Origin of the sequence: Streptomyces sp. NPDC051662, assembly GCF_040681655.1 — a bacterium.
Taxonomy (GTDB): domain Bacteria; phylum Actinomycetota; class Actinomycetes; order Streptomycetales; family Streptomycetaceae; genus Streptomyces.
The window spans coordinates 175,948-192,201 of the sequence record NZ_JBFAZD010000002.1 but is presented as its reverse complement, the minus strand read 5'-3'; the positions used below and the strand labels follow the sequence as shown (position 1 = coordinate 192,201).

Annotated in this window: 11 protein-coding genes and 1 pseudogene; 7 read left to right on the top strand and 5 right to left on the bottom strand. The window is 71.7% G+C overall.

Features of this window, described 5'->3' with window-relative positions:
• Positions 1–23: 23 nt before the first annotated feature.
• Both AB0M67_RS03540 and AB0M67_RS03535 read right to left on the bottom strand, forming a co-directional pair.
• Entirely contained in the window at positions 24–2,654 is a 2,631-nt protein-coding gene (locus AB0M67_RS03540) for an ATP-dependent helicase C-terminal domain-containing protein (RefSeq protein WP_365742167.1), read from the bottom strand.
• A 116-nt stretch (positions 2,655–2,770) separates the two neighbouring features.
• Positions 2,771–3,715 (bottom strand): class I SAM-dependent methyltransferase, encoded by a 945-nt coding sequence (locus AB0M67_RS03535; protein WP_365742165.1) that lies wholly within the window; start codon positions 3,713–3,715, stop codon positions 2,771–2,773.
• Positions 3,716–4,055: 340 nt separating this feature from the next.
• On the opposite strand from AB0M67_RS03535, the gene rpsA reads away from it, so the two are divergent.
• Positions 4,056–5,564: a 30S ribosomal protein S1 gene (rpsA, locus tag AB0M67_RS03530; protein ID WP_030353622.1), complete on the top strand. Its 1,509-nt coding sequence runs from the start codon at positions 4,056–4,058 to the stop codon at positions 5,562–5,564.
• A 132-nt stretch (positions 5,565–5,696) separates the two neighbouring features.
• On the opposite strand, the gene AB0M67_RS03525 is transcribed toward rpsA, so the two are convergent.
• The gene (locus AB0M67_RS03525) at positions 5,697–6,677 is read right to left on the bottom strand and encodes a sheath polysaccharide-degrading enzyme (protein WP_365742164.1); all 981 of its coding nucleotides are present in this window, start codon (positions 6,675–6,677) and stop codon (positions 5,697–5,699) included.
• Positions 6,678–7,065: 388 nt separating this feature from the next.
• Here AB0M67_RS03525 and AB0M67_RS03520 point away from each other — a divergent pair, with 388 nt between their 5' ends.
• The 3 genes from AB0M67_RS03520 to AB0M67_RS03510 all read left to right on the top strand — a co-directional run bounded on the left by AB0M67_RS03520 (position 7,066) and on the right by AB0M67_RS03510 (position 9,231).
• Positions 7,066–8,010, top strand: coding sequence for a PAC2 family protein (locus AB0M67_RS03520; RefSeq protein ID WP_030353625.1), 945 nt, complete (start codon positions 7,066–7,068; stop codon positions 8,008–8,010).
• Between the two features lie 159 nt (positions 8,011–8,169).
• Complete coding sequence (gene coaE, locus AB0M67_RS03515) at positions 8,170–8,775, top strand: dephospho-CoA kinase (RefSeq protein WP_365742162.1); 606 nt, start codon at positions 8,170–8,172, stop codon at positions 8,773–8,775.
• 78 nt (positions 8,776–8,853) lie between these two features.
• A complete protein-coding gene (locus tag AB0M67_RS03510) occupies positions 8,854–9,231 on the top strand; it encodes a tetratricopeptide repeat protein (RefSeq protein ID WP_365742160.1) in 378 nt (125 codons plus the stop codon).
• A 177-nt stretch (positions 9,232–9,408) separates the two neighbouring features.
• Here the strand turns inward: AB0M67_RS03510 and AB0M67_RS03505 are convergent.
• Both AB0M67_RS03505 and AB0M67_RS03500 read right to left on the bottom strand, forming a co-directional pair.
• Positions 9,409–9,660, bottom strand: a pseudogene (locus tag AB0M67_RS03505) (DUF6343 family protein); the annotation flags it as partial.
• Positions 9,661–9,759: 99 nt separating this feature from the next.
• Positions 9,760–10,101, bottom strand: coding sequence for a hypothetical protein (locus AB0M67_RS03500; protein ID WP_365742158.1), 342 nt, complete (start codon positions 10,099–10,101; stop codon positions 9,760–9,762).
• A 346-nt stretch (positions 10,102–10,447) separates the two neighbouring features.
• Between AB0M67_RS03500 and AB0M67_RS03495 the strand changes: the two genes are divergently transcribed.
• From AB0M67_RS03495 to AB0M67_RS03485, 3 genes are all read left to right on the top strand, one after another.
• The gene (locus tag AB0M67_RS03495) at positions 10,448–11,461 is read left to right on the top strand and encodes a slipin family protein (protein WP_365742156.1); all 1,014 of its coding nucleotides are present in this window, start codon (positions 10,448–10,450) and stop codon (positions 11,459–11,461) included.
• A gap of 241 nt (positions 11,462–11,702) precedes the next feature.
• Positions 11,703–14,849: a DEAD/DEAH box helicase gene (locus tag AB0M67_RS03490; protein ID WP_365742154.1), complete on the top strand. Its 3,147-nt coding sequence runs from the start codon at positions 11,703–11,705 to the stop codon at positions 14,847–14,849.
• Complete coding sequence (locus tag AB0M67_RS03485; protein ID WP_365742153.1) at positions 14,846–16,099, top strand: SWIM zinc finger family protein; 1,254 nt, start codon at positions 14,846–14,848, stop codon at positions 16,097–16,099. Before AB0M67_RS03490 ends, AB0M67_RS03485 begins: the two co-directional genes overlap by 4 nt.
• The last annotated feature ends 155 nt before the right edge of the window (positions 16,100–16,254 follow it).

Here is a 16,254-nt window from a genome sequence, read left to right as displayed (position 1 = left end):
GGAGGGCGGCGGCGCGTCCGCGCTCAACGCCGCTGGTTCAGACGGCGCGTAGGCACCGCGGTCGAGGGGTCCTCCGGCCAGGGATGGCGCGGGTAGCGGCCCCGCAGCTCCGCCCGTACCGCGCGATAGCCCTCGCGCCAGAAGGACGCCAGATCCGCCGTCACCGCCGCCGGCCGGCCCGCCGGGGACAGCAGATGCACCAGCACCGGCACCCCCGCGACCTGCGGGGTCTCGCGCAGACCGAACAACTCCTGGAGCTTCACGGCCAGTACGGGCTGCGGCCCGCCGTACTCCACCCGTACTCGCGAACCGCTCGGCACCTCGATCCGTTCCGGCGCCAGCTCGTCCAGCCGCGCCGCCTCGCCTGTCGTCCAGGGCAGCAGCCGGCGCAGCGCCTGTCCCGCGTCCAGCCGACCGAGATCCGACCGGCGCCGGGCCCTGGAGAGCTCCGGCTCCAGCCACGCGTCCGCGCGTGCCAGCAGCGCGGCGTCCGAGACATCGGGCCAGCCGCCGCCCAACTCCCGGTGCAGGAAGTCCAGTCGGTCGCGCAGCCCCCGCGCGTCCCGGGTCCAGTGCAGCAGCCCGAGCCCCTCGCGGCGCAGCCCGTCCAGCAGCGCCGCACGCACCAGCCGGCCGTCCGGCGCTCGCAGGGCACGCACGGACAACTCGACCGCACCGAGCCGTTCCACCTCCCTGGCGACGACATCGCCGTCCTCCCAGCGCACCTCCTCGCCCGCCACCAGCAGCCGGCCGGCCGCGGTCCGCGCGGTCTCCTCGTCGATGACCGCGGCGAGCCGTACCCGCGCGGAAGCGGCCGTGGCGGGACGGTCGGCGACCGCCACCGCCAGCCAGGGCGCGCCGCGCAGCCGGGAGCCCTCGCCCAGTTCGCCGCCGGTGCCCGACACCATGAGACAGGCGCCCTCGCCGCGGGCCCGCGCCACGCGCTCGGGAAAGGCGAGCGCGGCGATCAGCCCGGCGACGGCGTCGTCGGACCCGGTCGAACCGGTAGACCCGGTCGACCCGTTACCCCGGCGTCCGGCGGACGCGGTCAGTTCCGGCGCGCGCTCCAGCCGCCGTACCTCCTGGCGCCAGCGCGCCGCGTAACCGTCCTCGCCCCGGCGGACCGTACGCCACGCCGCCGCGAGATCGTCGCCGTACGCGCGCGGCGGCTCCTCGCTCAGCAGGGCCACCACCTCGGCCGCCCGCCGCGTGCCCACCTCGGGCGCGCCGTCCAGCAGGGCGCGGGCCAGCCGGGGGTGCAGCCCGAGCCTGGCCATCCGTACGCCCCGCTCCGTGACCCGCCCGCCGCTGCGCCCGTCCCCGTCCCCGTACCCGCTCCCGTCCTCGCCCCCGTCTCCGTATCTGTCCCCGTCCCGGTCCGCCCTTTCCACCGCGCCGATCGCCACCAGTACGGATCGCGCCGCCGCCAGCGCTCCGGCGGGCGGTGGGTCGAGCAGCGCCAGGCCCGCTGCCGACGGGTCGCCCCAGCACGCGGCCTGGAGCGCGAACGCCGCCAGATCCGCGACCTTGATCTCGGGAGAGGGGAAGCGGGCCAGCCGGGTGTCCTCGGCCTCCGTCCAGCAGCGGTAGACCGTGCCGGGCGCCTCACGCCCGGCCCGTCCCGCCCGTTGCCGCGCGCCCGCCTGCGACACCCGTACGGTCGTGAGCGCGCTCAGCCCCCGCGCGTGGTCGGTACGCGGCTCGCGCGCCAGCCCCGCGTCCACGACGATCCGTACGCCCGGGACCGTCAGGCTCGATTCGGCCACCGCCGTGGCCAGTACGACGCGACGGCCGCCCGAGCCCGCCGATCCCGCCAGGACCGCGTCCTGCGCGGCGGCCGACGCCCGTCCATGCACCTGGAGGATCTCGGCCGCCGCGTCCCCCAGCAGCCCCGCCACCCGGCCGATCTCCCCCACACCGGGCAGGAAGCAGAGCACATCACCGTCCCGTTCGGCCAGCGCCCGCCGGACCACCGACGCCACGTGCGTGAGCAGCGCGGGATCGACCCGCATCCCGTGCGGTGGCCGTACGGGTGTGCCGGGCGGCGCCCAGACCACCTCCACCGGATACGACACGCCCCGCGCCTCCACCACCGGCGCGTTTCCCAGCAGCCGCGCCCATCCGGCCGCGTCGGTCGTCGCCGACGCGGCGACGAGCCGCAGCTCCGGCCGTAGCGCGGCCCGTACGTCCAGCAGGAACGCGGCCACCGTGTCCGCGTCCAGATGCCGTTCATGGCACTCGTCGAGGATCACCACATCGACCCCGGCCAGCTCCTGGTCGCGCTGGAGCCGCTGGAGCCGCTGGAGCAGCACCCCGGTGGTCACCACCTCCACCACCGTCGCGCGCCCCACCGCGCGCTCCCCGCGCACCGTGAACCCCACGCGCTCCCCGACCCGCTCCCCGAGCAGCCAGGCCATCCGGCGGGCCGCCGCACGCGCGGCGATCCGGCGCGGCTCGGCGACGATCACGCGGCGTACCGGCCGTGGCCCGGAGCCGTCCCCGAGCAGCCCCGCCAGCACCAGCGGCACCAGCGTCGTCTTGCCCGTCCCCGGAGGCGCGCACAGCACCGCGCACCCGTGCTCGTCGAGGGCTCGCTCCAGGGCGGGGACGGCGGTGTGTACGGGCAGACTGCCGAGGATGTCGTCGCGGATCACCCGCACAGTGTCGTACGGGGTCGTACGCGCGGACGACCCCGTACGGCCCCTGCTCGGTCCCTCGGTCCCTCGGTCCCTCGGCTCCTCGGTCCGTCCCCGGCTTCTCGGTCTCTCGGTCAGTCCCGTACGCAGACGAAGATCGCCGTGCCCGGGATCAGGTTCCCCCGCAGCGGGGACCAGCCGCCCCACTCCTGGGTGTTCCAGGCCGGCCACTCCGGCTCGACCAGATCGATCAGCCGGAACCCGGCCGCCACCACGTCCCGCACCCGGTCACCGACCGTCCTGTGGTGCTCCACATAGACCGCGCGGCCCTCCTCGTCCTGCTCCACATACGGCGTGCGGTCGAAGTACGAGGCCGCGACCGACAGGCCCTCGGGCCCCGGCTCGTCAGGGAACGCCCAGCGGACCGGGTGCGTGACGGAGAAGACCCAGCGTCCGCCCGGCCGCAGCACGCGCCGTACCTCGCGGAACACCCCCACCGGATCGGCGACGAAGGGAATGGCGCCATAGGCGGAGCAGGCCAGATCGAAGGAGCTGTCCCGGAACGGCAGCGCTCCCGCGTCCGCCTCCACGAGCGGGAAGCTCAGCGAACGGCCCTCGCCGATCCGCAGCGCGTGCTGGAGCTGGCGGTGGGAGAGATCGAGCGCCACCGGGCGCGCGCCCTGCGCCGCCAGCCAGCGCGAGCACTGCGCCGCGCCCGCCCCGATCTCCAGGATGTCCAGTCCCCGCAGGGACTCCAGGGGGCCCAGCAGGCCGGCCTCCACCTCGTCGAGCCCTTCGGGGCACCAGACGAAACGGTCGTCGCCGAGGAAGGTGCCGTGCTCGATCTGGTAGTCGTCCGCGTTCCGGTCCCACCAGCCGCGGTTGGCCCGGCTGCTCTCCGTGGCCCCGCTGTCGCGGCGTGTCGCCTCGGGCTCGGCTTCGGGCTCGGCTTCGGACGGGGCGCCGGGCTCGGCACCGGGCGCGCCTCCGGGCGCGGCGGTGGCGCCTTCGAAAGCGGTCCCGTCAGCGGTCTCGTCAGCGGTTTCGCGAACGGTTTCGGGTACGTGCTCTTGGATCATCGTGTCCGTCGTCGTAGTGTGCGAGGAGTCGGTATGGGGCCGTCCTGGCCTCATGGAACGCTTGTTGTGCCGGGTATGAGAAGTTCCGCCCCGGGTGTGCGCCTTCGCGCATTGACCGTGCCCGGCTGCCCCCGTATGCTAAAGGTTGCGCTGCGGGCTTGCGCGCCTCAGACGTAGCAGCCGCGCTCGCATCTGTATGTAAGTTCCCTCGGTTGTCGAGGCGCTTTCCCTACTGTCCGGGGCCGGCGCTTCCTTGGCTGTCCGGCTTCTGCAGAGGCGATACAGGCTCACGGCGTAGCAGTACCTACGACTCACTGTCCGCACCGGAGCCCTTTCCCACATGACGAGCAGCACCGAGACCACCGCCACCACCCCGCAGGTTGCGGTCAACGACATCGGTAACGAGGAAGCCTTCCTCGCCGCGATCGACGAGACGATCAAGTACTTCAACGACGGCGACATCGTCGACGGCGTCATCGTGAAGGTCGACCGGGACGAGGTCCTGCTCGACATCGGTTACAAGACCGAAGGCGTCATCCCCTCCCGCGAGCTTTCGATCAAGCACGACGTCGACCCCAACGAGGTCGTCGCCGTGGGCGATGAGATCGAGGCCCTGGTTCTCCAGAAGGAGGACAAGGAAGGCCGTCTCATCCTGTCCAAGAAGCGTGCGCAGTACGAGCGCGCCTGGGGCACGATCGAGAAGATCAAGGAAGAGGACGGCATCGTCACCGGCACCGTCATCGAGGTTGTCAAGGGTGGTCTCATCCTCGACATCGGCCTCCGTGGCTTCCTGCCGGCCTCCCTCGTCGAGATGCGCCGCGTCCGTGACCTCCAGCCCTACGTGGGCAAGGAGCTCGAAGCCAAGATCATCGAGCTGGACAAGAACCGCAACAATGTGGTCCTGTCCCGCCGTGCCTGGCTGGAGCAGACCCAGAGCGAGGTCCGCCAGACCTTCCTCACGACCCTGCAGAAGGGCCAGGTCCGCTCCGGCGTCGTTTCCTCGATCGTCAACTTCGGCGCGTTCGTGGACCTCGGCGGCGTCGACGGTCTCGTGCACGTCTCCGAGCTGTCCTGGAAGCACATCGACCACCCCTCCGAGGTTGTCGAGGTCGGCCAGGAAGTCACCGTCGAGGTGCTCGACGTGGACATGGACCGCGAGCGTGTCTCCCTGTCGCTCAAGGCGACGCAGGAAGACCCGTGGCAGCAGTTCGCCAGGACGCACCAGATCGGTCAGGTCGTCCCGGGCAAGGTCACCAAGCTCGTTCCGTTCGGCGCGTTCGTCCGTGTCGACGAGGGCATCGAGGGCCTGGTGCACATCTCCGAGCTGGCCGAGCGCCACGTGGAGATCCCGGAGCAGGTCGTCCAGGTCAACGACGAGATCTTCGTCAAGGTCATCGACATCGACCTGGAGCGCCGCCGCATCAGCCTCTCGCTGAAGCAGGCCAACGAGTCCTTCGGCAGCGACCCGGCCTCGGTCGAGTTCGACCCGACGCTCTACGGCATGGCCGCGTCCTACGACGACCAGGGCAACTACATCTACCCCGAGGGCTTCGACCCCGAGACCAACGACTGGCTCGAAGGCTTCGAGACCCAGCGTGAGGCGTGGGAGGGCCAGTACGCCGAGGCGCAGCAGCGCTTCGAGCAGCACCAGGCCCAGGTCATCAAGTCCCGCGAGGCCGACGAGGCCGCCGCTGCCGAGGGTGCTGCCGCGCCCGCCGGCGGGGGCAGCGCTCCGGCCGCCTCCGGTGGCGGCTCGTACTCCTCGGAGTCCGCGGACAACTCCGGCGCCCTGGCGTCGGACGAGGCGCTGGCCGCCCTTCGCGAGAAGCTGGCCGGTGGCCAGAGCTGACGCTCCGGTCCCGTTCGTAGGCAGCGTAGGTAGCTGAACGTAAGGCCCGTTCCCCCTCGGGGGAGCGGGCCTTACGCGTGCGTGGACGTGTGAGGAGCGGGTGGTGGGGCGGCGGGATCCGGGGGCGGTGGATCAGGGGGTGACGGTGATGTTCGTCAGGCCCTTGCCGCCGGTCACGGTGTTGCTGCCGTAGACGGTGGTACGGCAGCTCGAACTGTTGTTGGTGACATTGATGGCGAGCTGGTTGGCGCCCGAGGAGCCGCGCAGATCCGAGGTGTTGGAGCGGAAGACCGTGCCGCAGCCCCAGCCGCTCTGCTGGGTGTGCGTCTCATAGCCGTTGTTGGTCGTGTTCTTGCCGGTGTTGCCCTCGACGAGGACGTTGTTGCCCTTGACGTCCACCCAGGAGTCGTCGTAGTTGGCGCCGGTGAGGCCGCTGCCGTCGAAGGTGTTGCCGATGACGCGCGCGCCGGTGGTGCCTTCCTTGATGTCGATGTTCTCGCCGCCGATGTCCGGGCCGATGGTGTTGTTGAGGATCTGCGCGTTGTCGCTGCGGTCGGACCGGGTGTTGGCGCTGCCGACGTACACGCCCTCGCCCATGCCCCGGCCGTCGTTGCCGGTGTTGTAGATCCGTGAGTTCTTCAGGACGCCGTCGCTGCTGGACTGGCGGAAGTGCACGCCCTCCATGTCCAGGTTGTGCACGGTCACGGAGTCGATGACGACCCCGTTGGCCCCGTCCGTCACGATGCCCTTCTGTGCGTTGGTGACGGTGAGGCCCTTGACGGTCCAGTAGCCGGCCCCGTTGAGGTGCAGGCCGTACCCCCCGCCGCCGGTGGTGAGGATCGCGGCGGACGAACCGGTGAGGGTGATACGGGAGCCGGAGGTGCCGGGCGTCGTCGCCTTGAAGTTCCCCTGGTACGTGCCGTCGGCGAGCTGGATCGTATCGCCGGGACGCGCGGCGGTGAGGGCCGACTTGAGCTGGGCCGCGGTCGAGACCTGGATGACCGCGGCGGCGCCGGCGGGCGCGGCCCCGGCGGTCGGGGCGACGAGCAGGGACAGCGAGCCGGTGGCGAGCAGCGGGGTCAGCAGAGCAGGAAGCAGCGTACGGATGCGCATGGGGGGAGCCTTCCCATTGAGGTCCGATGAGGTACGAGCCTGGCGGATCTGTTCCCTTATCTGGACGATGGTCGAGTCCATGAACATGACCGCTGCCCCGTGACGGTAGGGACGCGTCTTGGGCATGTCAAGGTCTGGACCAAAGCCTCCTCAGAAGCCGTAGTTGACGGTCGTGATGGGCTGCGGGTGTGAACTGGGCGGCTCCGTACGGATGTTCAGGGACGTTCAGGGATGTTCGGGGATGTTCAGGAATGTGAACATGAATGCCGGGGGTGCCGCCACGGCCCACGCGTGAGTGTCGCGTCGCGGGGTTAGCCCAGCGGGGGGCGGGGAATGCCCGCGCCCTGTGGGGCGTTCTTCGTTATGAACACGAGGAGGAGCGGTAATCGTGCTTGATCCGCAGGGTTTGTACGAATGGGAGCCCAAGGGCCTCGCCGTCGTCGACATGGCACTGGCGCAGGAGTCGGCGGGCTTGGTCATGCTGTACCACTTCGACGGCTATATCGACGCGGGTGAGACCGGCGACCAGATCGTCGAGAACCTGCTGGAGTCGCTGCCCCATCAGGTGGTGGCCCGTTTCGACCACGACAGGCTGGTCGACTACCGCGCACGGCGCCCGCTGCTGACCTTCCGGCGCGACCGCTGGGCCGACTACGAGACGCCGACGCTCGATGTACGGCTCGTACAGGACGCCACCGGCGCACCCTTCCTGCTGCTGTCCGGCCCCGAGCCGGATGTGGAGTGGGAGCGATTCGCGACCGCCGTACGGCAGATCGTCGAGCGCCTCGGTGTGCGTCTTTCGGTCAACTTCCACGGCATCCCGATGGGCGTTCCGCATACCCGCCCGGTGGGTGTGACCCCGCACGGCAACCGCACCGACCTCATGCCGGGCCATCGCAGCCCGTTCGACGAGGCGCAGGTCCCGGGCAGCGCCGAGTCGTTGGTCGAGTACCGGCTGATGCAGGCGGACCACGATGTACTCGGGGTCGCCGCGCACGTACCGCACTATGTCGCCAGGTCCTCCTACCCCGACGCGGCGCTGACCGCCCTGGAGGCGATCACGGCCGCGACCGGCCTGGTGCTGCCGAGCGTCGCGCACTCGCTCCGTACGGAGGCGCAGCGCACCCAGACCGAGATCGAGCGGCAGTTGGGCGAGGGGGACGAAGAGCTGGTCACGATGGTGCAGGGGCTTGAGCACCAGTACGACGCGATCGCGGGCGCGGAGACCCGCGGCAACCTGGTCGCCGAGCCCGCGGAACTGCCGTCCGCGGATGAGATCGGCCGCGAGTTCGAGAAGTTCCTCGCGGAGCGGGAGGGCGAGGGCGGCGCGTAGGCCCTGTCCGGGCCGGGTGCTCGGCCGGCCCGAGTCAGGGGCGAGCGGCCGTACGGACTCCCTCGGGAGCCGTACGGCCGCTCGCTGTTGAGGCACCCGTCCCGGCGGCCCATCCGGGTACCCGTCCTGTCCCGGCCCTGGTCCGTCTAGGCTGACCGCATGCTGAGGTTGGGACTCACGGGCGGAATCGGTGCGGGAAAGAGCGAGGTCTCGCGCCTGTTGACCAGTTATGGAGCGGTGCTGATCGACTCCGACCGGATCGCACGCGATGTGGTGGAGCCGGGGACGCCCGGTCTCGCGGCCGTGGTGGCCGAGTTCGGGCCGGAGGTACTGACTCCGGACGGCGGCCTCGACCGGCCGAAACTCGGTGGGATCGTCTTCGGCGATCCGGACCGGCTGCGGGCGCTGAACGCGATCGTGCACCCGCTGGTCCGCGCACGCTCCGCCGAACTGGAGAAGGCGGCCGGACCCGACTCGATCGTGGTGCACGATGTGCCGCTCCTCGTCGAGAACGGCATGACGGCGCTGTATGACGTGGTCCTCGTCGTGGATGCCTCGCCGGAGACCCAGCTCGACCGGCTCGTACGGCTGCGGGGAATGGCCGAAACCGAGGCACGCAAGCGCATGGCGGCCCAGGCGACCCGCGAGCGGCGCCGCGCCGCCGCGGATGTCGTGATCGACAACGACGGTCCGCTGGAGCTGCTGGAACCGCAGGTCAAGCGGGTGTGGCAGACGTTGAGGGACCGCGCCGCGACGGGGAGGTGACCAGCGGCGCGGGCCGATATGAGGAATAGCGTCGTCATACACGGCGTTGAACGCGCGCAGCTAGGGAAGGATGCGACCGTGCCCGAGAGTCCGGAAACCCACGTCATCGACTATCGCGCGGCGGAGCAGCTTCTCGCCGCGCGGGATCCGCGCGGGGCCGTGAAGCTGCTCGACTCGGTGATCGCGGCCCATCCGGAGAACACCGCGGCCCGGCTGCTGCGTGCCCGCGCCTTCTTCGCCGCCGCTCAACTGCGGCCCGCGGAGCTCGAATTCGAGCTGGTGCTGGAGCGGGAGCCGGACAACGCGTTCGCCCACTTCGCGCTGGCCCGTACCTATGAGCGCTCAGGCCGGCCCGAGCAGGCGAAACGCCACTTCAGGCTGGCGGCGGCGCTGGATCCCAAGCCGGAGTATGTGAAGGCGGCCCAGTTCGACGCGGAGCCGCGGGCCGACGACTGACCGTCGTACGGTGCCGGTGCGTGCCGGTGCCGGTGCCGGTCATGGGTGATGACCGTGCGCGCTGTGATGGCGGGCACGGCCGCCGCGCTGCGCGGGGTCCGGCTCCCGCATCCACTCGCGGACACGACTGCCGAGATCATGGTCGAGACTCCGCTCGCGGTCCGGATCCGAGCCATGGCGCCCCGGCTCGTACGGCGGGACGTCCCTCCCCGGCTGATAGCGCGACCCCTGTCTGAGGTGCCGCACGACCAGAACCAGATTCGTGAGGACGATCAGCAGCAGCACGCCGCAGGCGAGTGCCCACCCGAAGCGCCCAGTGATCGCGAACGCCGCCGTTCCGAAGGCGGTCCAGATCAGGCCCCATACGCTCAGCCAGAACCGGGTCCGCAGCGGACTGCGTGCGGTGACAGGCTCACTCCCGGTGCGCATGACTCTCCACCTCCCATACGCCCCCATCCCATACGCCCCCACGAGCCCCCCTACCCGGGTTTGTGGCTTTTGACCCCATGTGGCGGCCCGCGCCCGGCGTCAGTGCACGATCGTGTAGCTGCGCCACGGTCCTTCCCCGGGGGCGATCACATCGGAGAGCGTGGTGGCGAGGTACGTGGTGCCCTTGCCCGTGCAGTCGGGCGTCCCGTACATCACGAAGTCGACCAGGGTGCGGTTCGTGGCCGAGACGGCACCGCCGGGCGCGAGCCGGTGACAGCCCGTGACCAGGGGGTTGGAGACCTGGACGTGCCGGCCGCGCGGGGTGTCGTACGACATCGTTCCCACGGCGTTCCGGCCGAGGCCGGAGCAGCCCGCGACGGTGACGGTCAGGAACGCGGCCCCGGCAGCGATGCCGAGGCGCCGGTGATGGGTCACGGACATGAGCGGGTCCTCGTCTGTGCTGAGTGCGCGGTCGCGGGGTGCGGGGGTGCGGGGGTGTGGGGGTGTGGGGGTGTGGGGGTGTGGATGCCTGGGGAGGGTGGGTGACCGGGAAGGCGGGTGACCGGGAAGGTGGGGGTGGGGTGCGGATGAGCCTGCTGGTCACGATGAGCCTGCTGGTCACACTGCCGGATCCCCGGGACGGCGGCACCAGATGCGCGGCCGGGCGGGCTATGCCGTCCGGTGTCTACGCGCCGGTATCTTCCCGACGCGCGCTTCTCGACCCCCGGTCGTACAAGGCATACCGTGGTTAATAGCACCTCGGTCCGGCGTCGTCAGGGGGCCCAAGATGGTCGAGGAACTGGTCATTGCTGTCATAGCGGCGGTATGCGCGTGCGGGCTGTACGCGATGGCGGCCGCGCGGGTCGTCAGGCAGTACGAACGAGGCGTGGTCTTCCGCCTCGGCAGGCTGCAGGAAGGAATCCGAGGACCCGGGTTCACCACGATCCTTCCGTTCGTGGACAAGCTGCACAAAGTCAATATGCAGATCGTGACGATGCCGGTGCCCGCCCAGGACGGCATCACGCGGGACAACGTGACCGTGCGCGTGGACGCCGTGATCTATTTCAAGGTGATCGACGCGGCGGAAGCGCTGGTCCGGGTCGAGGACTACCGGTTCGCGGTGTCGCAGATGGCGCAGACGTCTCTGCGGTCGATCATCGGCAAGAGCGATCTGGATGATCTGCTGTCCAACCGGGAGAAGCTGAATCAGGGCCTGGAGCTGATGATCGACAGCCCGGCGATCGGCTGGGGCGTGCAGATCGACCGCGTCGAGATCAAGGACGTGTCGCTGCCGGAGACCATGAAGCGGTCGATGGCGCGCCAGGCCGAGGCCGACCGGGAGCGCCGCGCCCGAGTGATCAACGCGGACGCGGAGCTACAGGCGTCCAAGAAGCTCGCCGAGGCGGCCAAGCAGATGTCCGGCCAGCCCGCCGCACTTCAGCTGCGGCTGTTGCAGACGGTCGTGGCGGTCGCCGCGGAGAAGAACTCGACACTCGTCCTGCCCTTCCCCGTCGAACTGCTGCGCTTCCTCGAACGCGCCACACCGGCCGAGGCGGTACAGGCCGTGCAGGCGGTCTCGGGAGCCGTACAGGCGACTCCGTCGCTCGCGGCCGACCGTCCCGTAGCCGACCATTCCGCTGCCGATCACCCCGAGGCGGCCCCTGCCCCTGCCTCTGCTCCCGCTCCCGCCGCCGCGCCGGAGGCGGTGGCCACCACGCGGCCCAAGGTGCCGTCCGTACCCACGTCGGCGTCACCGCTGGACGAGAAGCCATCGGAGCGGCAGGACGCGCAGCCCGTCTGAGGCTGTTCCTCAACGGTCGGCGGCACTCGGAAACCCAAGAAACCGGACGATCCCGCGGTCGGGCGCTGTGGGGTCGTCCTTTTCGCTGCCCGCTCCGCTGCCCGCTGCCTGCTGCCCGCTGCCTGCTCTCGATCCGGACGCTGAGCTGCGGAAACGTCGTATCGAGATCGACTGTCAGACCCCCGGCCTAGACTCGCAGAGGAATCAGATCCTGAGGTGATCCCCGGACAGGAGGGAGTCGATGACCGTGGTGCGATCCGCACATATCCACACCCCTCTGTCCGCGCACGCCGCGCCGGCGGTCCTGGCCCGCTGCGCCGCCGTCTTCCTGCCCGCCGGACTGCCGCGCGAGGGCCGGGTCGCCTTCTGGTCCCCGGACGGTGAGCCGCCCGTCGGTGCCTTCGCCGAGGCCGGCACGGCGCTCGGCGAGTCCGGCGATCCGGGTGGTCCGGGTGATCCGGGCGCGGTCGGGCTCGGACCAGGGGAGCTGACGGTCGTACGGCTTCGGGACGACGGCGGGGAGCGCGCCGACGGCGTGGACGGTGGGGGCGATGTCGATACGCGCACGGTCCCCGCCGTGCTGCTGTCCGTCGCCGACGCCATCCCGCTGCTGGTGCGCGCCCGGCGCGACAGGGCCGCGCATCCCGCTGCCGCGTGCTGGGGCGCCGCCGCGCTGCACGCGCTCCAGCTGGCCGGGCGGGGCAGACTGCTGCCGGGGCTCACCGCGTCCGACCATGACGCCTGGCGTGCCGGTCCGCTCGACGCCGATGACATCGCACAGCTGAGAGCCATCGCCGCGGCCATGCCCCCCGAGGCCCATGCCGTACCGGTCCCGGATCTGAGTCCGCTCCAGCTGCCCGATCCGGAAGCCCTGGTGCGGGCGTTCCTGGACGCGGTGGCGGACTCCCTGCCGCGTACGCCCGCGGCGGCCTATGCGGCGGGCGCGCCGTTCGCCGCGAGGGAGGCGCAGCATCTGCCGGGCGCCCGGCCCTGGGCGGCGGAGGCGGCGGCGGGTATGGACGCGGGGGTACGGGTCTCGCTACGCCTCGACCTCTCCGCGTACGACCTCTTCGATCAAGCTGATCAACCCGATCAACCCGGCCAACCCGGTCGACCCGATCAACCCGGTCAGGAAACCGCCCCCGGCCCGAGCGGTAGCGCGGGCGCCGGCATCGGGCCCGGTGCCGATGAGTCCCAGATCGTCCGGCGGGCCGGGGCCGCTCTCGTCCAGATCCACAGCCTGGCCGACCCGACCCTGGTCATCGACGCCTCGGGGCTCTGGGCCGGCCATGGCGACGAGAGCTTCGGCCCGCGCGCCCGGATCGACGCCATGCTCGCCCTGCGCCGCGCGGCGCGCGTCTGGACCCCACTCGCCCGGCTGCTGGAGCGGGATGTCCCCGACGCGCTGCCGCTCTCCGAGGACGAGCTGTACGAACTGCTCGGCCCGGGGGCGGCCCGCCTCGCCGCCGCGGGCGTCGCCGTCCACTGGCCGAGGGAGCTCGCCCGTACGCTCACCGCCGCCGCGGTCGTCCGCCCCGCGCCCGGTTCTGCCACTGACGGCACGCCGTTCTTCGACAGCGTGGAACTGCTCAAGTTCAACTGGCAGTTGGCGCTCGACGGCGACCCTCTCACCGAGCAGGAGATGGACACGCTCGCCGAGTCGCACCGGCCGATCGTGCGGCTGCGCGACCAGTGGGTCGTCGTCGATCCGGCCCTCGTACGGAAGGCGCGCAAGCGGGAGTTGGGGCTGCTGGAACCGGTCGACGCGCTCGCCGTCGCCCTGACCGGCAGCGCCGAGGTGGACGGCGAGACGGTGGAAGCGGTGCCGACCGGTGCGCTGGCCGCGCTGCGCGACCGTCTCACCACCGGCACCGCCGCGATCGCCCAGCCGCCCGCCCTCGCCGCCACCCTGCGCGACTATCAGCTACGCGGTCTCGCCTGGCTGGACCTGATGACCTCCCTCGGTCTCGGCGGCTGTCTCGCGGACGACATGGGTCTCGGCAAGACGGTCACGGTCATCGCCCTCCATCTGCACCGGGCCCGCACCGCCCCCACACTCGTCGTCTGCCCGGCCTCTCTCCTGGGCAACTGGCAGCGCGAGATCACCCGGTTCGCGCCCGGCGTCCCCGTACACCGTTTCCACGGCGCCGGGCGGACCCTGGCCGGGGTCTCGGGGGACGAGGACTCCGGGGACGGGGTTCCGGAGGACGGGGTCCCGGGGGCCGGGGGCCCTGGCGGCTTCGTACTCACCACGTACGGCACGATGCGCAGCAGCGCCGACGCGCTGGCCGCGCACGGCTGGGGGATGGTCGTCGCCGACGAGGCCCAGCACGTCAAGAACCCCTTCTCGTCGACCGCCAAGGCGCTCCGTACGATCCCGGCGCCCGCCAGGATCGCGCTCACGGGCACGCCCGTCGAGAACAACCTGTCCGAGCTGTGGGCGCTGCTCGACTGGACCACCCCCGGGCTGCTCGGCCCGCTCAAGGCTTTCCGGGCCCGGCACGCGCGGATCGTGGAGAACGTCGAGAACGCGAAGAGCGCCGGCGTCAGGGACGCGGCGAACGAGGAGGCGGTGGAGCGGCTGTCCCGGCTGGTCCGGCCGTTCCTGCTGCGCAGGAGGAAGTCCGACCCCGGGATCGTGCCCGAGCTGCCGCCCAAGACGGAGAGCGATCACCCCGTCGCGCTCACCCGCGAACAGGCGTCGCTCTACGAGGCCGTCGTCCGCGAGACGATGGCCGCCATCGAGGCGGCCGAGGGCATCGCGCGCCGCGGCCTCATCATGAAGCTGCTCACCGCCCTCAAGCAGATCTGCAACCACCCCGCGCAGTATCTGAAGGAGGACACGGCCCGGCTCACCGGCCGTTCCGGCAAGCTCGCCCTCCTCGACGAGCTGCTCGACACGATCCTCGCGGAGGACGGCTCCGTCCTTCTCTTCACCCAGTACGTATCGATGGCACGGCTGCTCTCCGCACATCTCACGGCGCGCGCCATCCCGTCCCAGCTTCTGCACGGCGGCACGCCCGTCGCCGAGCGCGAACGCATGGTGGACCGGTTCCAGTCCGGCGAGGTCCCGGTCTTCGTCCTCTCCCTCAAGGCGGCGGGCACCGGTCTCAATCTGACCAGGGCCGGCCATGTCGTCCACTTCGACCGCTGGTGGAACCCGGCCGTGGAGGAACAGGCCACGGACCGCGCGTACCGCATCGGCCAGACCCAGCCCGTACAGGTGCACCGGCTGATCGCGGAGGGCACGGTCGAGGACAGGATCGCCGACCTGCTCTCGTCCAAGCGGGCGCTGGCCGACGCGGTCCTCGGCTCGGGCGAGGCGGCCCTGACCGAGCTGACCGACCGGGATCTCGCGGATCTGGTTTCCCTGCGGAGGCCGTCATGACCCCGCGCCGCGCCCCCGCCCCGAGGCACGACGACCGTCGGCGTACGTTCCCCGCGCTGCCCCCGCGACCGGGCGCCTCGGGCGACTTCGCCACCACCTGGTGGGGCAACGCGTGGGTGGAATCCATGGAGGACACCGCGCTCGACACGGCCCGCCTCCAGCGCGGCCGTGCCTACGCGGGCGGAGGCCATGTCGACGCGATCACCGTCACCCCGGGCCGGGTCATGGCGTACGTCCACGGTTCGAGACCCCGCCCGTACCGTACGGAGATCCGCCTCCGTACCCTCGACGACACCGGCTGGGAGGATCTTCTGGACGCCGCCGCGGCCCGCCCCGACCACATCGCGGCCCTGCTCGACAAGGACATGCCGCACACCCTGGCGGCGTCCGCGGATCTGCTTCCCACCGGGGGCGATCTGACGCCGGACTGCTCGTGCCCGGACGACGGCTATCCGTGCAAGCACGCGGCGGCCCTCTGCTACCAGACGGCGCGACTCCTCGACGAGGACCCGTTCGTCCTGTTCCTGATGCGCGGTCGTGGCGAACACGAGGTGCTGGCCGATCTCACCTGGCGCAACGCCACCCGCTCCGCGGCCGAACGGACCACCGCCGCACCGCCGATGCCCACGGTCGAGGCGCGCGTCGCCCTCGCGCCCCGTACGCGCCCGATGCTGCCGCCGCCGTTCCCCGTCCCCGCGCAGCCGGGCCGCCCGCCGGTCTATCCGCAGACCCCCGGCGCGCCCGACCCACTCGCTCTCGACCTGCTCGCCACCGAGGCGGCGGCCCGCGCCCATACGTTCCTGACCACCGGCCTCGACCCGATCGGCGCTCTCACCCCCTGGCAGGACGCGGTACGGCTGGCCGCCGCGCATCCCGGCTCCGGGCTGACCGCCTCCACCCGCGCCCTCTACCGGGATCTGGCCACCGCGCTCGACCGCACCCCCACCGACCTGGCCCGCGCCGTGGCGGCCTGGCGCCAGGGCGGCCTGGCGGGCCTCGCCGTACTGGAAGAGCCCTGGGACCCGCCCGCCGGCCCCTTCGACCGTGCCCGCCCGGCCCTGGCCGCCGCCGACTTCCCCCACTTCCGGCCCTGGCGCAACCGCCTCTCCACCCCGTCCCTCCAACTCCGCTTCGGCCGCGACGCCCTCTGGTACGGGTATGAATCGGACCGGGACAGAGAGGACTGGTGGCCCCGGGGAACCCCCGACACCGACCCGGTGGGCGCCCTGACGGCCCTGCTGGGCCGATGACGCGGAGGGGTATCGCGGAGCGGTGGCGTGCCGGGGAGCCGCCGGAACGGCCGAAGCCGGGGGTACGGGACGACCGCGCCGTACCGCTGCGCGCGCTCGCTCCGTACCCCCGGCTCGACAGCCGCCGTGTCCGCCCGCCCCAGGGGCCGATCTTC

What these genes read in the sequence shown, in the direction of transcription:
- AB0M67_RS03535 (WP_365742165.1), bottom strand. Translation starts at nt 3,715, where the DNA reads ATGATCCAAGAGCACGTACCCGAAACCGTTCGCGAAACCGCTGACGAG.
- rpsA (WP_030353622.1), top strand. Translation starts at nt 4,056, where the DNA reads ATGACGAGCAGCACCGAGACCACCGCCACCACCCCGCAGGTTGCGGTC.
- AB0M67_RS03525 (WP_365742164.1), bottom strand. Translation starts at nt 6,677, where the DNA reads ATGCGCATCCGTACGCTGCTTCCTGCTCTGCTGACCCCGCTGCTCGCC.
- coaE (WP_365742162.1), top strand. Translation starts at nt 8,170, where the DNA reads ATGCTGAGGTTGGGACTCACGGGCGGAATCGGTGCGGGAAAGAGCGAG.
- AB0M67_RS03500 (WP_365742158.1), bottom strand. Translation starts at nt 10,101, where the DNA reads ATGTCCGTGACCCATCACCGGCGCCTCGGCATCGCTGCCGGGGCCGCG.
- AB0M67_RS03495 (WP_365742156.1), top strand. Translation starts at nt 10,448, where the DNA reads ATGGTCGAGGAACTGGTCATTGCTGTCATAGCGGCGGTATGCGCGTGC.
- AB0M67_RS03490 (WP_365742154.1), top strand. Translation starts at nt 11,703, where the DNA reads ATGACCGTGGTGCGATCCGCACATATCCACACCCCTCTGTCCGCGCAC.
- AB0M67_RS03485 (WP_365742153.1), top strand. Translation starts at nt 14,846, where the DNA reads ATGACCCCGCGCCGCGCCCCCGCCCCGAGGCACGACGACCGTCGGCGT.